A 14,463-nucleotide genomic window follows, 5' to 3' on the forward strand; every position below is an offset into this window, starting at 1 on the left:
TCAAATCTTCTTGAAATATCGGCCCATTATATATATTTCGCTGACTAGAAGTGAGCACGGCTCGATCGAACGAGGCGGCCAACCATGAGGGGATGGACCAATGATTTATGCGAAAAATATCCGTTGCACGGCGCTCGCGGCCAGCGCGCTAACAGTGATCGCAACCTTGTCGCCGACCGCTGCCTTCGCCGAGGATCGGGCTGCGGCTGCCGAGCAGGCATCCCCGTCGCCCGATCAGGATCAAGGCCTCACAGACATTATCGTCACCGCTCAAAAACGGTCGGAAAGCTCGCAGCGGGTTGCCGCGTCGGTGACGGCGCTGTCGAGCGACGCTCTGGAGACCCGGCAAATTCAGAGCGTTACCGACCTCCAGTCCGAAGTGCCGTCCCTCGTCGTCAACCGCTATTTCGGCACGAGCGTCATTGCGCTTCGCGGCATCAGCACCGGCGTTACGTCCGGCGCGGAAGATCCTTCGATCGCGACCCACATCAACGGCGTCTATCAGCCGCGTTCGCGCAGCGTCGATTCAGCGATGGCCGATCTTGAGCGGGTGGAGGTGCTGTCGGGTCCTCAGGGAACGCTTTACGGGCGCAACGCCACGGGCGGCGTGATCAACTATATTTTGAAGGCGCCCACCGAAAGCTTCGAAGGGGAAATCACCGGCCGGGTTGGCAATTACGACCGCTATGGTGGTCAGGCACGCATATCCGGCCCACTTTCCGACACTGTCGGTTTTCTCGTTTCCGGCATTTACGATAATCAGGAAAGGGCTTCACGAAGAATCTCGCGACGGTCGGACCCAAGTCGGTCGAGACCGGACGTTCCGCCGGGGGCCGGGCCGCGCTGGCCTTCCGCCCTGCCGATGGCTTTCGTATCGATCTCGAAGCGATCTATCTCAACTCGCGCGGGTCACCCCTGTCCGCCACTTTCGAACCTTCGCCCGATCCGCGTCTCAGCCCGCAGACCATCGAGCCGCATCGCATATATACCGACCTCAAAAGCCGCACGACGTCGAATTATTTTCAGACCGACGCCACCATTGCCTATGATCTGAGCGACACCGTCACGCTGAAGTCGATTACCGCTTACCAGTCATTCAAGGACAAGATGCTGATCGATCTCGATGCCAGCGCGTTTCGCGGCATCACCGTGCAGCAGGGCATAAAGAGCCACACCTTCACTCAGGAAATCAACCTTTCAGCCTCGATGTTCGATGACCGGCTGAAATCCATCTACGGCGCCTTTTACTTTAAGGATAAATTCCGCAGTTCGGCCTATACGAATTTCGACGTTGCGGGTCCTGGCTTCTTTTTCGCGGTGACGACCGACCAGACGTCTGAGTCCTATGCTCTGTTTACGGATCAGACGCTGAGCGTGACCGAGAATCTTCGGTTGATCGGCGGCCTGCGCTATAATCACGATCGCAAAGACGCCACCCAGTCCGTGACTACGCCGGTGCCCGCATACAACTACCCGCTGGCGTCCAAGGGGGCAGCTTTCTCCGCCTGGACGCCCAAGGTCGGGGCGCAATATGACATCACGGACAAGATCATGCTCTATGGCCAGTGGTCCAAAGGGTTCAAATCGGGAGGTTTTGTCGCCAATAGCGCGGGCGACGATTTCGCACCGGAAAAGATCAAGGGCTTCGAGGTCGGTTTGAAATCCCAGCTGTTCGACAATCGCGTCCGGTTCAACATCGCCGGCTATCACTATAAATATTCGGATCTTCAGGTGCAGAAGGTCGTCGGCGTCGGCACCTTCCTCGTCGAAAACGCCGCTGCGGCGAAAATATACGGGGTCGAGGCATCGCTGAATGCGCTCATCACCGACACGCTCCGCCTCGATGTTTCGGGCCTTGTGCAGTCGGCGAAATATACAAATTTCGTCAACTGCGATCAGACCGCATTCCCCGGCGCCTGCTCGGCGTTCGACCCCCGGCCCGACGACGCGAGCCGGCTCACCGATGTTTCGGGAAACTGGCTCAACCGCGCCCCGCCATACACGCTGAACATCGGTCTGGAAAATCGCTTCGACCTGGCGGGGGGCGGGAACATCGTCGTACGCGGTGAAAGCTATTTCAGCGGCAAGGTCCATTTCGACGAATTCGCGCGGGCGGCTGCGACCCAGAAGGCTTACAACACTCAGAATATATTCATCAGCTTTACCCCTGCGAACGATCACTTCACCCTGCGGGCCTATGCGAAGAATATCGGCAAAACCGATTACAAGACATTCGGCATCTATCAGTCGTCCGTTTCCCAATATCAGGGCAGCTGGGACGCGCCGCGTACTTATGGCCTTGAAGGCAGTGTCAGGTTCTGACCCCGCCCAACTATTACACGCCGCATAATCAGCATATCATCGTTTATACATAAGGAAGTTTCATGATTGAGAAGAATAAAGAAGCCGCGATAGCCTATCTGAAAGCGCTTGTAGATGGTGACACGGCGCTGATGGACAGCGTCCTGACGGATGATTTCGCCAATATAGACCGCAATACCGCCAAGATCGGCGGCTGGCGTTCGCGTGACGAGGTGCTGGCCTTTGCCGCTGCGGTTCCCGGCCTGTTTCAGGAACGGCTCCGCTTTGAATATGAAAGCATCACCGCGGAAGAAGACCGGGTCGTTTGCCAGGTCAAAGGCTTCTCGAAGCTGGCGGATGGCCGCGAGTATAACAACCAGTATGTCTATCTTTTCCACATGCGGGACGGCAAAATCCGTCACATGGACGGATATTATGACAGCAAGCTCGCCGACTCGCTCGTTTTCGAGACGATGGATGAGCAGAACGTCCCGGCGGCGGCAGGCAGCGACTTCGGCCCGGCTGCATGATCGATCCGCGGCACTCCCTTTGCAACCGGCCCACCGGGTTGGAACCGGATAACCGGCGGCACAGGAGAGTGCCGGTCGCGGTGATGATGCTTGCCGGTCTGGGCGCGTTCGGGCTGGCCATGGCTCAAAATCCTCCGCCTGCCGACGCGATCCTGTCGCCTGAGGCACAACGGGGGTTCGCCACCTTCACCCAGAATTGCGCGGCCTGCCACGGCCAGCATGGGCGTGGCGCTCAGGGGCCGTCGATCACCGGGCCAATCTTCCGGCACGGATCCAGCGACGAGGAACTGGAGAAAAGCATCCATGAGGGCTTTGCGGCGGCCGGAATGCCCGGATTCAAGGACATGCTCTCCGACACGCAGGTGAAGGAGTTGATCGCCTTCGTTCGAAGCCAGGCCGATACAGTCCAGCCTGGGGAATTAGGCCCCCTGCCCAACATCGTTCCGGCGGACCCGTGGCCCACCGGGATCGTGCATTCGGCCGTGCATGATTTTCGGGTGGAAAAGGTTGCGGAGGTTCCGCAACCCTACAGCCTCGCTCCGTTGCCGGACGGCCGGATGCTGGTGACGCAGACAACGGGCGAGCTAAGAATCGTAGACAAGACGGGCGGCGTCTCCGATGCCATCCTTGGCACCCCCAAAGGGTTGCCGGTGCACGATGCGATGCGCCGCATGATGCTCGATGTGGCGATCCATCCGGATTATGCGAAGAATGGCTGGGTCTATCTGACCTGGGCGGATCAGCAGCCCGGCGTGAAGGGCGACGCAGGGGTGCGCATCACCCTCAGCCGGGGCCGTATCGATAACGGCCGCTGGATCGACAATCAAAACCTGCTCACGACGCCAAGTCTGATGTCCGGTTCGGCAAAGATCGCCTTCGACGGTAAAGGCCATGTCTTTTACCCCATTCTTGACGAAAATGTCATGGAATCCGATCAGGAAAAGGCCCCCGCGCAGGACCTCGCCAAGCCGCAGGGCAAGGTGTTGCGGTTGAACGAGGATGGCACTGTGCCGTCCGACAACCCGTTCGTGGGCCGGAAGGACGCCTTTCCTTACGTCTGGAGCTATGGCCATCGTGTGCCCTTAGGTCTGGCGTTCGACGACAACGGCTTGCTTTGGGAAACGGAGAACGGGCCGCGCGGCGGCGACGAACTCAACCTGATCCTGCCTGGCAAAAATTATGGCTGGCCCGTGACCACCTGGGGGCACCGCTATGACGATAAGGCGGTCACGCCGCGACCGCTGCAAGCCGGGATGGAGCAGCCCGTCTACAACTGGTCGCCATCGCCCGCTTTGTCGTCGATCCGTTTCTATAACGGCAAGGCGTTCCCGAAGTGGAAAGGCAGCGCCTTCATCGGAACGCTCCGGTATCGCTCGCTCATGCGCGCGACGCTCACGAAGGATCGCGTGGTCCTTCTGGAGACGGTCCTGTTCAATGTCGGGCGCATGCGGGATGTGCAGGTCGGTCCGGACGGGTTGATCTATCTGATCACCGACGGCGGCGAACTCATGCGCCTGCGACCGGCGCGGTGACACAGACGGGCCTGCTCCCACACAGGATTTTGATGAAGCGATAGCGCCGTGGTGCCCGTTGGCCCCATGCTTGCCGGGCCGCTATCTTGTCACGGCGCGCATCTCATAATAGAACTTGAGTGATCGAGGCGGTTCGCGTCGAATGGCGTTCTGGTGTCGTTGGCTATAGCGGGGATTATGAGCGTCAGTACCGGAGCGGCTGTCCACCTCTCTTGCGCAACCGCGATCAAGATATGTCCCGGATAATAGGGCAGATCCGGTCGGCCGGCTGGAGCGCGTCCAGCCATCCCCTCGTTCTCGCGGCCGTTCGCCGCAGTACCTCTTATGTCTGGACCCGTGGGGTTGGTTGCATGTTGATGACACAGTCGCGCGATGGCGCGCTCTGCCGCTGGCGTTCAGGTGAAGGCGAATGACAGCGCATCCACCGCTTACCGACCTCGACCGGGCAATCCTCAATGTGTTGACGAGTGACCCCCAGGCCAGCACCCGCATGGTCGCCGATGCGCTCGGCCTGTCCCTGGCCCAAGTCGCACCGCGTATCCGAGCCATGGACCGGCGCAAGGTGTCACGGGTATTGGCGGTTCTGGATCTTGCTGCCGCCGGCCAGCAAATGTGCTTCGTGCTGATCGACGTGCGCCGCACATCGGTCGAATCCGTAGCCGCGCAGATCGCGCCGATCGCACAGGTCATCCTGGTTAGCACGCTGTTGGGGGGACCCCATGACTTGCTGGTCATCGTTCGTTTCAGAACACTCGGGGGCCTCCACGAACTCCTGTTCAACCAGATCGGGAAGATCGACGGCATTTACCGTTCAGTGGTGTCGATCGTCCTGGATATCGCGCTGTTCCGGTCGGAATATATTCGACACGACCCCGGAATCGAAACGACGGATATCTTGCGCGATCTTGCCGAAGAATATCCGGAGGACCAGGTCGATGAAGTCGATCGCCAAATCCTTGCCGAACTGCTGTTGAATGCGCGCCAGTCGATCAAGGCGGTCGCGCGCAAATGTCAAATCAACGCCAGCACTGTGCGCTATCGAATCCGGTCGCTCGAAAGCCGCGGCCTGATGCGTTTCATCACCGTGCTCAATCCGCCCGCGCTCGGTATCGGCGCCTTTGCCCTGGTCGAAATAGAGCCGGAAACCAACCGGGTCGCAGAGGTGATCGCCAGCCTGCGGCAAAAAAGCTGGCTGCCCCAGATTTTCGTTACCTCCGGATTCGCACCGATCAAAGGCATCATGCAGGCCGAGAATGCTCGGGCCATCATGGAAATCAAAAACCAGGAACTGACCAGGATCGAGGGCGTCGTCGGGGTTCAGGTTTCGACTTTGGTAGGCAACCACAAGATGGATTTTCGCTGGGGTCAGAAATATGTCTAGCTAGTGGTCCGATTGGGACATTAGTGACCGTTGGCTGCCAAATTTCCCGCGCATGTCATAAACGCTTCGGACTACGATAACTCTTTGAATTTAAACGATCTTACGATTCTACGTTTGCGGCTCATTCCGGCCGCCAGTGGATGCAAATATAAAATTGCTCCGTCAGGGCTATGGCCTGCTACCGCTTTGCAAACATCGAACATCTATCGTCGCGTTCAGCAAGCCGGTAGCAGGCCATCAGGTCAATGGCCCGAACCTGCGTCAGTCCGGCAAGGGACTCCGCAGCGGCTCTCATAGCTCGTCCGGCGATTCGCCATTTCGGCTGCTCGTTCCGTAGCGCTGACAGCAGGAAATCCGGATGGAAGCTCCGCACGAAGATCACTAAACTTGACGCGCTTGACGCTCGTTACAGCATCATTCGGATTGACCTCCGGCGCATTCATTCCCTCCCAGCGTAATGTCATGCCGCCGTCAAGCAGACCACCTGTATCCAGCCAGTTCGCGACGCCAGGATCCCGGCTGCTCACAATATAGGTGTAAGAGCCGTCCGGATTCTGATGCGACTGCCTGTTCGTCCGGCTGCCCGAATGGTCGATATAATCGCGCGTAATCAGCCAGGGCGATGTCACCGTGGTTCCGATATATTCCGCTGACTGCGACCGGATGTTCACAATGAGCGCCTCATCATTCGCGATATGAAATCGCCCCATGCTGATCATCGATTTACCAAATCCCCGTGCAACTGACGAGAAGCCGTTGACAGGCAGGGGACTGTAGGTCCTTTCCTGATCGATAACGGTCTGCGTCGCCGCTAGCAGATAGTCTTTCGCGGTCGCAACGCTTTCATCGAACGTCAGCGAGTGCGCCTTCGGCCCGGAAACCCTTTTGAGAGACATGGCACGGGGCCGCTGCGTCTGCCAATCATATACGGCCTCTCGCACCAGCAACATACGACCGCCCCCCGAGTTCAGGTAAAGCGTGCCGTCATGCGGATCGACCGGCCCGATCGTGATCCGCGTTTTGCCTTGGCCATCGAATTTGATCCGTTGCTCGTCCGCCGAGGCAACAGCCCGCCCCCAATTCGTCGTTTGCGCCCCGACAAACGCTTTGTAGACCGTGACGGTCAATCGACCAGCAGGCCCGTTTGATCGCGCATCGAGAACATAAGTCGATGCGTCATCAATGATTGCGTAGCGGTAGACATTATCCGGATTATCAAAGGCGAACCGGGAACCGGGTACGGAGTGCCCTAACCATTCTCTGGAAGCAGCGATATTCCACACGAGACCGGGATTTTGCGGGTCGACGCTGGCCGCTGTCAAAGTCGCAAACAGAGCCGTTTCAGACACCATCTGTTGCAGCGTCTGTCGAGCAGCCTCCGATCCTGCCGGCGGCGTTGCAAGCAACCGCCGCCTTACTTCCTCCATCGTTTCCCGCATCTGAGGCGTCCGAAGAATCCTGTTCGCCGTTTCCTCTATCTTATATTGTCGTGGGGTAGCCAAAGGCCGATCAGGCGAAACTCCGCCTGTATCGGCGGATGCAGAGCCAGAGATTCCCGCTCCGAAAATAGCAAAAGTATAAATTAATATCATGAATGAATGAATCGGGATTTTTTTAACATTAAGCATCACCATCTCCTTTATTTTTATTCATTTACTGAGAAGATTATACATATTTCGCAGAATTAATGCCTCTTTACAGGTGCCCTATTATTCATTCCAAACAGACTCTTACTGCCCGAAGGTCACGCTGAAGGGGAGGATGATTTCTCTCCAAAGGTCGAGGACCCCGCAACCGTCTGGCGCACCGGCCGCTTTGATCGCCTCAAGCCTGCGGCGGCGAGAGCACAGCCCGCAGCGCCACTTCAAATCCGGGGGCAAGTATTCCGGGGTCGCTGGCCGGATGAGTACTCGCATGAAGCGACAAGGCTCTAGTCATCACCAGCAGCGTCTCGATACGCCCGTCGACTTCGCTTTCTGTAAGACCTGCGAACACCGGCTTCACAATCGTGCGGATTGCATTCCTGAAACGGTCGTCGACGCGCGCAACCAGTTCGGCCACTCTGGGGTTGCGGGCCGCTTCGGCCAGGACTTCCTGCGCGAGCGCGGCCCGGTCATAGTCAAGCAGCCAGGGCACATCATTGAGGTATCGATCAATAAGGGCGTCGATACTCAGATTTCCAAGTTTATCCGGATGAGTGATGTGCAACATGAACTCTTCAAAATCGCGCTCCGTGAGAGCGATCATGATCGCCTCCTTGCTCTCGAATATTTTATAGAGATGCCCGACACTCATCGAGGCTTCGGCGCAGATACGGCTTATCGTTGCTGCGTGGAAACCCTCGGCTATGACGCAGGCGCGCGCGGCGTCGAGAATTTGAGTCCTGCGAGATTTTAGACGCTCTTCCCGTCTCAGTGCCACTGTCGGCGATTGTGCCATTATCACCTTCCACATCATGCGTTGCGACGAACTCTCAAGCTGGAAGCCTTACAGATTCCCCGGAGGAAACAAAACTATGATATTAAAGTGAGCGATCACTCTATTTGGTTGACTCGACGACCTGCTTCGGCCATTCAATCGACAATCGGAACCCGATGCCCGCCAAAGGCGCATTGGACAAAAGGATGAGGTGCAAGGATGATTGGTTTTGAACACGCAGAGTTGCGCACCCACTATGATGAGATCATGGCATTGGTCGCGCGCAAGGAACCGACGCTCGCGCCCGATATCCTCAAGGTCCCCGTGACGGATTACACGGATCGCGAACGTTGGGAACGCGAAGTCAAGTTCCTTCAAACGACACCGATGATGCTTGCATTGTCGAGCGAGCTGCCCGAGCCGGGCAGCTATTGGGCCATGACCCGGCTGGGTGTGCCGATGCTCCTGACCCGTTTGAAATCGGGTGAGGTACGGCTGTTCATCAACGCCTGCCGACACCGCGGCGCCAAGGTGATGGAGGAAGGAAAGGGCAAGCAGCCGCGTTTTACCTGTATCTACCATGCCTGGACATATGGGTTGGACGGAAAACTTCTGGCCTTGCCCGAAAACCGGATCTTCGGGGACGTCGATAAGAACTGCCACGGTCTGACCGAACTGGCCGTGGAAGAACGCGCGGGCCTGATCTGGGGTATGCTGACCCCCGGCATACCGCTTGGCCTCGACGAATATCTGGGGCCACAGATGACCGAGCTTCTGGAGAAATGTCGCCTGGATCGATTCCAGGTTGTAAACCAGATCGAGCTACCCGCGGCGAACTGGAAGCTGGCATTCGAAGGTTATTGCGAATCCTATCATTTTATCAGCCTGCACGCGAAGAGCTTCGGCAGTTTTGTCATTCCCAATGTGCTCAAGTTTGACAGGCTGGGTCTTCACAACCAGTTCTTAACCCCGGTTCTGGGTATCGATAAATGTGATCCATCATCGACCAGCGATCTGAAGCGCTATGTACAACTCGCCTTCACCTGTTTCCCCACCACATTTTTTGCTTTTGCGAGTGACACGGCTTTTTCGAGCGAACGAGAGGCCGGAGTTGAACCTGTAGAACGGATTTTCATCAATCAGGTGCTGCCCGGCGATAGCCCGGAAACATCGATAACCATCTCGCGCACTGTGGTCAGCACCGACTTCGTCGGCACACCGATCGAAGAAGAGACACGGCACTGGTCCACGATGACCCACAACACCGTTCGCGAGGAAGATTATCCGGTCGTGCAAGGCGCTCAACAAACATTGCGATCTGGCGCGCAGGACCATCTTACGATCGGACGCAATGAAATCGCGATTCATCACCTCCATCGGACATTGCGCCACGCCTTGGGCGATGAACCCTCGCACCAAAGCTCGAAATTATAAGACAGCGCCAGGCTCTGAGTCTGCGGACTCAGGGCCTCGGTTTGTTATTCAGCGTTTTGAGCTGCATTGAGATATGACCCGTGTCTCCCTCTCGTCCGGCTGCCAGTCGGAGAGTCTCGGAGTGATCGACATGGACTGACTTAGTTTGACCCGCAAATATCTGTGGTCCGACGCGCTGGAACCAGCTTCAACGTTCCGGCTTGGCCCAGCATCCAGCTTTCGTGCATTCAGACAGGGAATGGATAAGGTGGTGATCCCAAGTGGATTCGAACCACTGGCCTCAAAATTAGGAATTTTGCGCTCTATCCGGCTGAGCTATGGGACCACTAAATGGGTCAATATCTTCGGCCTGAGCCTGCGTCCATCAATATCGGCAAGCCCATGCTTTAGAGAGGCCGTCCCGCATAGAGGCCGGACGCCATCTCCTTAATCCCGTTCGCGGATATCGCATTCGCAGATTGCGTCTCCGGCACCGCCTTCGCGTTCTTCACTGCGGTTTCTGCTAGATTCTTCGATACTATGTCGCTGCTCATTCATTCAAAGCCAAGCAGCCTGAAGGTAGTCATAGATCTATTTTGTGGCCGCAGGTGCGGCGGTCAATTCTTCGCTTCGGGGGGGACCACGGGAAAGGGCAGCGGTGCGAACTCGACACCTTCGGCGATCAGGGCCTTGGCCTCCTGCGGGGCCACCTCGCCATGGATGCCCTGGCGCGGCTGTTCGCCATAATGCATTGCGCGCGCCTGTTCGGCGAAACCGCGTCCGACCCAGGTCGATCCTTCGAGCGCTTTCTTCTGGGCCTGCGCCAATCCTTCCATCAGCGCCTGCATGCGTCCCTCGTCGCCTCCGGTGGCTACCGCGCTGGACGGCTGGGGCGCGACCGCGTGCTTCGATGACCGGCTATTGCTCTTGGCCGCGACAGCCGGGGCCATTACCGCCTTACCCACCTCCGCATCGCCGCACAGCGGACAGACGAGCAGGCCGCGCGCCAGTTGCTGCTCATAATCCGCGCCGGAGCCGAACCAGCCTTCGAATATATGGCCTTGGGCCTGGCATTTAAGGTCGAACACGATCACGTCAGCAACACGTCCCTGGGAATGGCCCGCCGGTTGGCGATGGCGGGCACGCGCCCACGCACTTCCTCTACGCGCGAAAAGTCGAGATCGGCAAGCGCAAGCCCCGCACCCTCCTCCATATCGAGCAGGATTTCGCCCCATGGGTCGACGACGAGGCTGTGACCATAGGTGCTGCGTCCGTCGGCATGGTCGCCCGACTGCGCTGCGGCGATGACGAAGCAGCCTGCCTCGATCGCACGGGCGCGCAGCAGGACATGCCAATGCGCCTGCCCGGTCGGGACAGTGAAGGCGGCAGGCGCGAGCAGCACGCTCGCCCCGGCATCGGTCAGTGTGCGGTAAAGATCGGGGAAGCGCATGTCATAACAGACGGAAAGGCCCATACGCGCCCAGGGCGTATCGACCGCGACGGCCCGATCGCCCGGACCATAGACGGCCGATTCCCGCCAGCTTTCGCCGGTCGCCAGATCCACGTCGAACAGATGGATCTTGTCATAACGCGCGCGGATCGCGCCGCTGTCATCGATCATGAAGCTGCGATTGGCCCAGCGGCCGTCGCTGCGTTCATCCTTGAGCGGCAACGATCCGATATGCACCCACAGGCCTAGCTTCGCGGCGGCCTCCCGCACGGCGGCCAGCACAGCATCCTCCGCCTCGGTACACAGAGTCGCCGCCGCCCGCCCGCGATCACGGTCGAGATAGCCGGCCATTTCGGGGGTGAAGAGCATATCCGCGCCCTGCCCCTTCGCCCGCGCTGCCATTTCCGTGATGGCGGCGGCGTTGGCGGCTGGATCGATCCCGCTCGTCATCTGAAAGATCGCCGCGCGCATCCCGGTCAAAATCCGAGCAACGGGTCCAGAGCACCCCTCCGGTCGAGCGTCGCCATATCGTCGCTGCCGCCGATATGGCGACCGTCGATGAAGATTTGCGGCACGGTGCTGCCGCCATTGGCGCGCTCCAGCATTTCCGTCCGCTTGGGACCGCCCATGCCGATATCATATTCCTCGAAGGCGACGCCCTTCTCGTTCAGCAGCGCCTTTGCCCGCGCGCAATAGCCGCAAAACGGCTTCGTATAGATTTCGACCTTCGCCATGATGGTTTCGTCACTCCTTTATGTCAGCGAAATTGGGCGCGGGTGCGTTTTTGTCAATCACCGGCTCGTCAAGATGCGGCAAGGCGCGCGCCCAGCAGAGCAGATGCACGCTTGCCGCTCCACCCCGCTTGAGGGTGCGGGCGCAGGCGGCGGCGGTCGAACCGCTGGTATGGACATCGTCGATCAGCAGGATCGACCGGCCCCTGACCATATGACCGGGCGCGAGCGCGAAGGCGCCCTTCACCACCCGCGCCCGCATTCGGGGGTTGAGGTCGCGCAAGGGCTGCGTCCGCCGGGTGCGGGCGAGCGCCAGCTTGTCCACGGGCAGGCCCGACAGCCGCCCGAGATGATCCGCGATCAGCGCAGACTGGTTGAACCCCCGCCACCACAAGCGCCAGCGGTGGAGCGGCACCGGCACGATCAACGCACCTGCGTCCATGTCCACGGGAACATGCCGCGCCATATGTCGCGCGATCAGCCGCGCCAGCCCCAGCCGCCGCCCATATTTGAGCCGAAGCGCGACCGTGCGCGCGACATCGCCATAGGCGAGCACCGCCCGCGCGCTATCGAACGGCGGCCGGTCGGCCAGGCAGGCGCCGCATAGTGCGCCCGCGCCCATATCATGATCGAACGGCAGGCCGCAGCCTGCGCAGCAAGGCGCGCCAAGAAAGCGCATGCCCGACCAGCAGGCGAGGCAGAAGGCGTCGTCCGCCGCCACGATCGCGCCGCAACCGGGGCAGCGCGGCGGCAGCGCATAATCGACGGCCGGGCCGATGGCCGAACGCAGGATCTGGACGAGCGTCATGATCGGCCCTTGTCCCTGCTTCCCGTGCCATGCACAAGGCCGGCATGAACAGTGCCCCACCCGACAGGCCCGACATTTTCGACCGCAGGCTGCGCGCGTTGCGCCGGGATCGCATGTTGGCGCGCTTCCCCGATCATGATTTCCTGTACCGCGCCATGCTGGACGAGTTGCTGGATCGCCTTGCCGATGTGCGGCGCGATTTGCCGCGTGCGCTGGTGATCGGGTGCCCCGACGGCAGCGCGAAGGCTGCGCTGGAGGCGTTGGGCAAGCAGGTGATCTGCGTCGATCCGAGCTATGCGGCGGCGCGCGCGGCGGCGGGCGTCCAGGCGGACGAGGACGCCCTGCCCTTTGCCGACGACAGTTTCGATCTCGTGCTGGCATGCGGGACGCTCGACAGCGTGAACGACCTGCCCGGCGCGCTCATCCTGATCCGCCGCGTGCTCAAGGCCGACGGGCTGATGCTGGCGGCTTTCGCGGGGGCGGGCAGCCTGCCACGCTTGCGCGCCGCGCTGATGGCGGGTGAAGGCGATCGCGCGGCCCAGCATATCCATCCACAGGTGGACGTGCGTTCGGCAGGCGACCTTCTGGCCCGCGCCGGTTTCGCCATGCCGGTGGCGGATGGCGAGACGCTGACCGTGCGCTACGGCGACATGTTCGCATTGATGCGGGATCTGCGCGGGATGGGCGGCGGCAATGCGCTTGCGTCCCGACCGCCCATGATCCGGCGCGATGCGCTGATGGCGGCGGCTGCCCATTTTTCGGCTGCGGCAGACCCGGACGGACGCACCGCCGAGCGACTGGCGATCGTCTATCTCAGTGGATGGAAGCCCGATCCCAGTCAGGCAAAGCCCGCACGGCGGGGCAGCGCGACGGTTTCGCTGGCACAGGCGCTCAAGGGGAAGGACGCACCCGGAAACTGATCCGCGTCAGGCGGCGAGGCGCAGGAACGGCACCGGATCGGTGGAGCGCAGCACGATCGGGCGGCCCTCCGCCGCTTCAAACAGTTCGCCGTCGAGGATCACGCTGCTGCGGTCGCCCTCGATACGAATCGTGTCACCCTGTTCCAGGTGGATGCCCTGCATCTTGCCCTTGCCCATGCGACGGAACAGGCTGGCCCAGACCAGACGCAGCAAGGCGGGTGCGCTCTGGTCCACCGCCATCAGCTTCATATTGCCGCGTTGGCTATGCCCCGGCCGCGTGCCCAGCAGCAGCCGTTCCAGCGTCGTGACGATCAGCACCGAAAAGCGCCCGACCAGCTGCCCGTCGCGGATCAGCGAAATCCGTACCGGCCGCGTAGAGGGCGGCAGGAATCGGGCACGAATCCCGAACATCACCGACGCCAGCACGGCCAGCGCGGTCAGGAAATGGCTAAGGCCGTTGGACAGGCCCAGCGGATAAATCTGGTTGCGGCAATAGAGGATATAGTCCGCCAGACCGGCGCCCCCCAAAAACATGCCCAGCACGGGGCGCGAATCGACATGGCCGTCGGACAGAGCGATCAGCTCACGCGCGACGACATGATCGTCGACGCCCGTCTTGGCGATTTCCACGATCCGGGCCAGCGCCTTGATCGGATCGCCGTGAATGCCAAGGTCGAGCGCGATCAGGTTGGTCTTGCCATTAGGCAGCACCGCTATCGGCGGCACGCGACCCTGAAAATGCTCGCCCTGATAGAGTTCGGTCAGCGCCGCCTGTACCGTGCCGTCGCCGCCGTTGATGACGATGACGGCGGGACCGACCCGCGCGATCGTCTGAAGCGCGCGACCGATCTGATCGACATGTTCCACCTCATAGTGGAAAATGTCCGGGTTGCTGGCGCAATAGCTGCGCACACGCGGAAGGGTCTGGCGATTGCCCGTGGATTTGGGGTTGGACAGGAGCGCGACACAGACCATTTTT

At 60.1% G+C, this 14,463-nt stretch carries 14 protein-coding genes and 1 tRNA gene; 7 read left to right on the forward strand and 8 right to left on the reverse strand.

Features of this window, described 5'->3' with window-relative positions; translation table 11 throughout:
* The first annotated feature begins 100 nt into the window (after positions 1–100).
* The 5 genes from ACODSN_RS06940 (at position 101) to ACODSN_RS06960 (ending at position 5,744) form a co-directional block, all read left to right on the forward strand.
* The gene (locus ACODSN_RS06940; protein WP_489054180.1) at positions 101–1,054 is read left to right on the forward strand and encodes a TonB-dependent receptor plug domain-containing protein; all 954 of its coding nucleotides are present in this window, start codon (positions 101–103) and stop codon (positions 1,052–1,054) included.
* A complete protein-coding gene (locus ACODSN_RS06945; protein WP_489054375.1) occupies positions 982–2,322 on the forward strand; it encodes a TonB-dependent receptor in 1,341 nt (446 codons plus the stop codon). The genes ACODSN_RS06940 and ACODSN_RS06945 overlap by 73 nt, the downstream gene beginning before the upstream one ends.
* Before the next feature lie 62 nt (positions 2,323–2,384).
* Positions 2,385–2,831 (forward strand): nuclear transport factor 2 family protein, encoded by a 447-nt coding sequence (locus ACODSN_RS06950; RefSeq protein WP_489054182.1) that lies wholly within the window; start codon positions 2,385–2,387, stop codon positions 2,829–2,831.
* Between the two features lie 83 nt (positions 2,832–2,914).
* Positions 2,915–4,363 carry a PQQ-dependent sugar dehydrogenase gene (locus ACODSN_RS06955; protein WP_489054377.1) on the forward strand — a complete coding sequence of 483 codons (1,449 nt, stop codon included), beginning with the start codon at positions 2,915–2,917 and terminating at the stop codon, positions 4,361–4,363.
* 409 nt (positions 4,364–4,772) lie between these two features.
* Positions 4,773–5,744 (forward strand): Lrp/AsnC family transcriptional regulator, encoded by a 972-nt coding sequence (locus ACODSN_RS06960; RefSeq protein ID WP_489054183.1) that lies wholly within the window; start codon positions 4,773–4,775, stop codon positions 5,742–5,744.
* A gap of 242 nt (positions 5,745–5,986) precedes the next feature.
* Here the strand turns inward: ACODSN_RS06960 and ACODSN_RS06965 are convergent, their stop codons facing one another.
* Together ACODSN_RS06965 and ACODSN_RS06970 are read right to left on the reverse strand one after the other, a co-directional pair.
* Positions 5,987–7,372, reverse strand: a complete 1,386-nt coding sequence (locus ACODSN_RS06965) for a hypothetical protein (RefSeq protein WP_489054185.1) — start codon at positions 7,370–7,372, stop codon at positions 5,987–5,989.
* Between the two features lie 196 nt (positions 7,373–7,568).
* Positions 7,569–8,183: a TetR/AcrR family transcriptional regulator gene (locus ACODSN_RS06970; protein ID WP_489054187.1), complete on the reverse strand. Its 615-nt coding sequence runs from the start codon at positions 8,181–8,183 to the stop codon at positions 7,569–7,571.
* A gap of 198 nt (positions 8,184–8,381) precedes the next feature.
* On the opposite strand from ACODSN_RS06970, the gene ACODSN_RS06975 reads away from it, so the two are divergent.
* Positions 8,382–9,596: an aromatic ring-hydroxylating oxygenase subunit alpha gene (locus ACODSN_RS06975; RefSeq protein WP_489054189.1), complete on the forward strand. Its 1,215-nt coding sequence runs from the start codon at positions 8,382–8,384 to the stop codon at positions 9,594–9,596.
* 248 nt (positions 9,597–9,844) lie between these two features.
* Here the strand turns inward: ACODSN_RS06975 and ACODSN_RS06980 are convergent.
* The 5 genes from ACODSN_RS06980 to ACODSN_RS07000 all read right to left on the reverse strand — a co-directional run bounded on the left by ACODSN_RS06980 (position 9,845) and on the right by ACODSN_RS07000 (position 12,564).
* Positions 9,845–9,921: transfer RNA gene (locus ACODSN_RS06980), tRNA-Arg, on the reverse strand.
* A gap of 271 nt (positions 9,922–10,192) precedes the next feature.
* Complete coding sequence (locus ACODSN_RS06985) at positions 10,193–10,669, reverse strand: DUF1178 family protein (protein WP_489054190.1); 477 nt, start codon at positions 10,667–10,669, stop codon at positions 10,193–10,195.
* Positions 10,666–11,496 carry a carbon-nitrogen hydrolase family protein gene (locus tag ACODSN_RS06990; RefSeq protein WP_489054192.1) on the reverse strand — a complete coding sequence of 277 codons (831 nt, stop codon included), beginning with the start codon at positions 11,494–11,496 and terminating at the stop codon, positions 10,666–10,668. Before ACODSN_RS06990 ends, ACODSN_RS06985 begins: the two co-directional genes overlap by 4 nt.
* 5 nt (positions 11,497–11,501) lie before the next feature.
* Positions 11,502–11,759 (reverse strand): glutaredoxin 3, encoded by a 258-nt coding sequence (grxC, locus tag ACODSN_RS06995; protein WP_489054194.1) that lies wholly within the window; start codon positions 11,757–11,759, stop codon positions 11,502–11,504.
* Positions 11,760–11,769: 10 nt separating this feature from the next.
* Positions 11,770–12,564, reverse strand: coding sequence for a ComF family protein (locus tag ACODSN_RS07000; protein ID WP_489054195.1), 795 nt, complete (start codon positions 12,562–12,564; stop codon positions 11,770–11,772).
* Between the two features lie 44 nt (positions 12,565–12,608).
* Between ACODSN_RS07000 and ACODSN_RS07005 the strand changes: the two genes are divergently transcribed.
* The gene (locus tag ACODSN_RS07005; protein ID WP_489054196.1) at positions 12,609–13,484 is read left to right on the forward strand and encodes a class I SAM-dependent methyltransferase; all 876 of its coding nucleotides are present in this window, start codon (positions 12,609–12,611) and stop codon (positions 13,482–13,484) included.
* Positions 13,485–13,490: 6 nt separating this feature from the next.
* On the opposite strand, the gene ACODSN_RS07010 is transcribed toward ACODSN_RS07005, so the two are convergent.
* Positions 13,491–14,459 (reverse strand): diacylglycerol/lipid kinase family protein, encoded by a 969-nt coding sequence (locus tag ACODSN_RS07010; protein ID WP_489054197.1) that lies wholly within the window; start codon positions 14,457–14,459, stop codon positions 13,491–13,493.
* Between the last annotated feature and the right edge of the window lie 4 nt (positions 14,460–14,463).

It is taken from the genome of Sphingobium sp. FG11 (assembly GCF_057809915.1).

Excerpts from the sequence above, each read along its gene's own strand:
- ACODSN_RS06940 (WP_489054180.1), top strand. The coding sequence starts at position 101 with ATGATTTATGCGAAAAATATCCGTTGCACGGCGCTCGCGGCCAGCGCG.
- ACODSN_RS06950 (WP_489054182.1), top strand. The coding sequence starts at position 2,385 with ATGATTGAGAAGAATAAAGAAGCCGCGATAGCCTATCTGAAAGCGCTT.
- ACODSN_RS06955 (WP_489054377.1), top strand. The coding sequence starts at position 2,915 with ATGATGCTTGCCGGTCTGGGCGCGTTCGGGCTGGCCATGGCTCAAAAT.
- ACODSN_RS06960 (WP_489054183.1), top strand. The coding sequence starts at position 4,773 with ATGACAGCGCATCCACCGCTTACCGACCTCGACCGGGCAATCCTCAAT.
- ACODSN_RS06965 (WP_489054185.1), bottom strand. The coding sequence starts at position 7,372 with ATGCTTAATGTTAAAAAAATCCCGATTCATTCATTCATGATATTAATT.
- ACODSN_RS06970 (WP_489054187.1), bottom strand. The coding sequence starts at position 8,183 with ATGGCACAATCGCCGACAGTGGCACTGAGACGGGAAGAGCGTCTAAAA.
- ACODSN_RS06975 (WP_489054189.1), top strand. The coding sequence starts at position 8,382 with ATGATTGGTTTTGAACACGCAGAGTTGCGCACCCACTATGATGAGATC.
- ACODSN_RS06990 (WP_489054192.1), bottom strand. The coding sequence starts at position 11,496 with ATGCGCGCGGCGATCTTTCAGATGACGAGCGGGATCGATCCAGCCGCC.
- grxC (WP_489054194.1), bottom strand. The coding sequence starts at position 11,759 with ATGGCGAAGGTCGAAATCTATACGAAGCCGTTTTGCGGCTATTGCGCG.
- ACODSN_RS07000 (WP_489054195.1), bottom strand. The coding sequence starts at position 12,564 with ATGACGCTCGTCCAGATCCTGCGTTCGGCCATCGGCCCGGCCGTCGAT.
- ACODSN_RS07005 (WP_489054196.1), top strand. The coding sequence starts at position 12,609 with ATGAACAGTGCCCCACCCGACAGGCCCGACATTTTCGACCGCAGGCTG.
- ACODSN_RS07010 (WP_489054197.1), bottom strand. The coding sequence starts at position 14,459 with ATGGTCTGTGTCGCGCTCCTGTCCAACCCCAAATCCACGGGCAATCGC.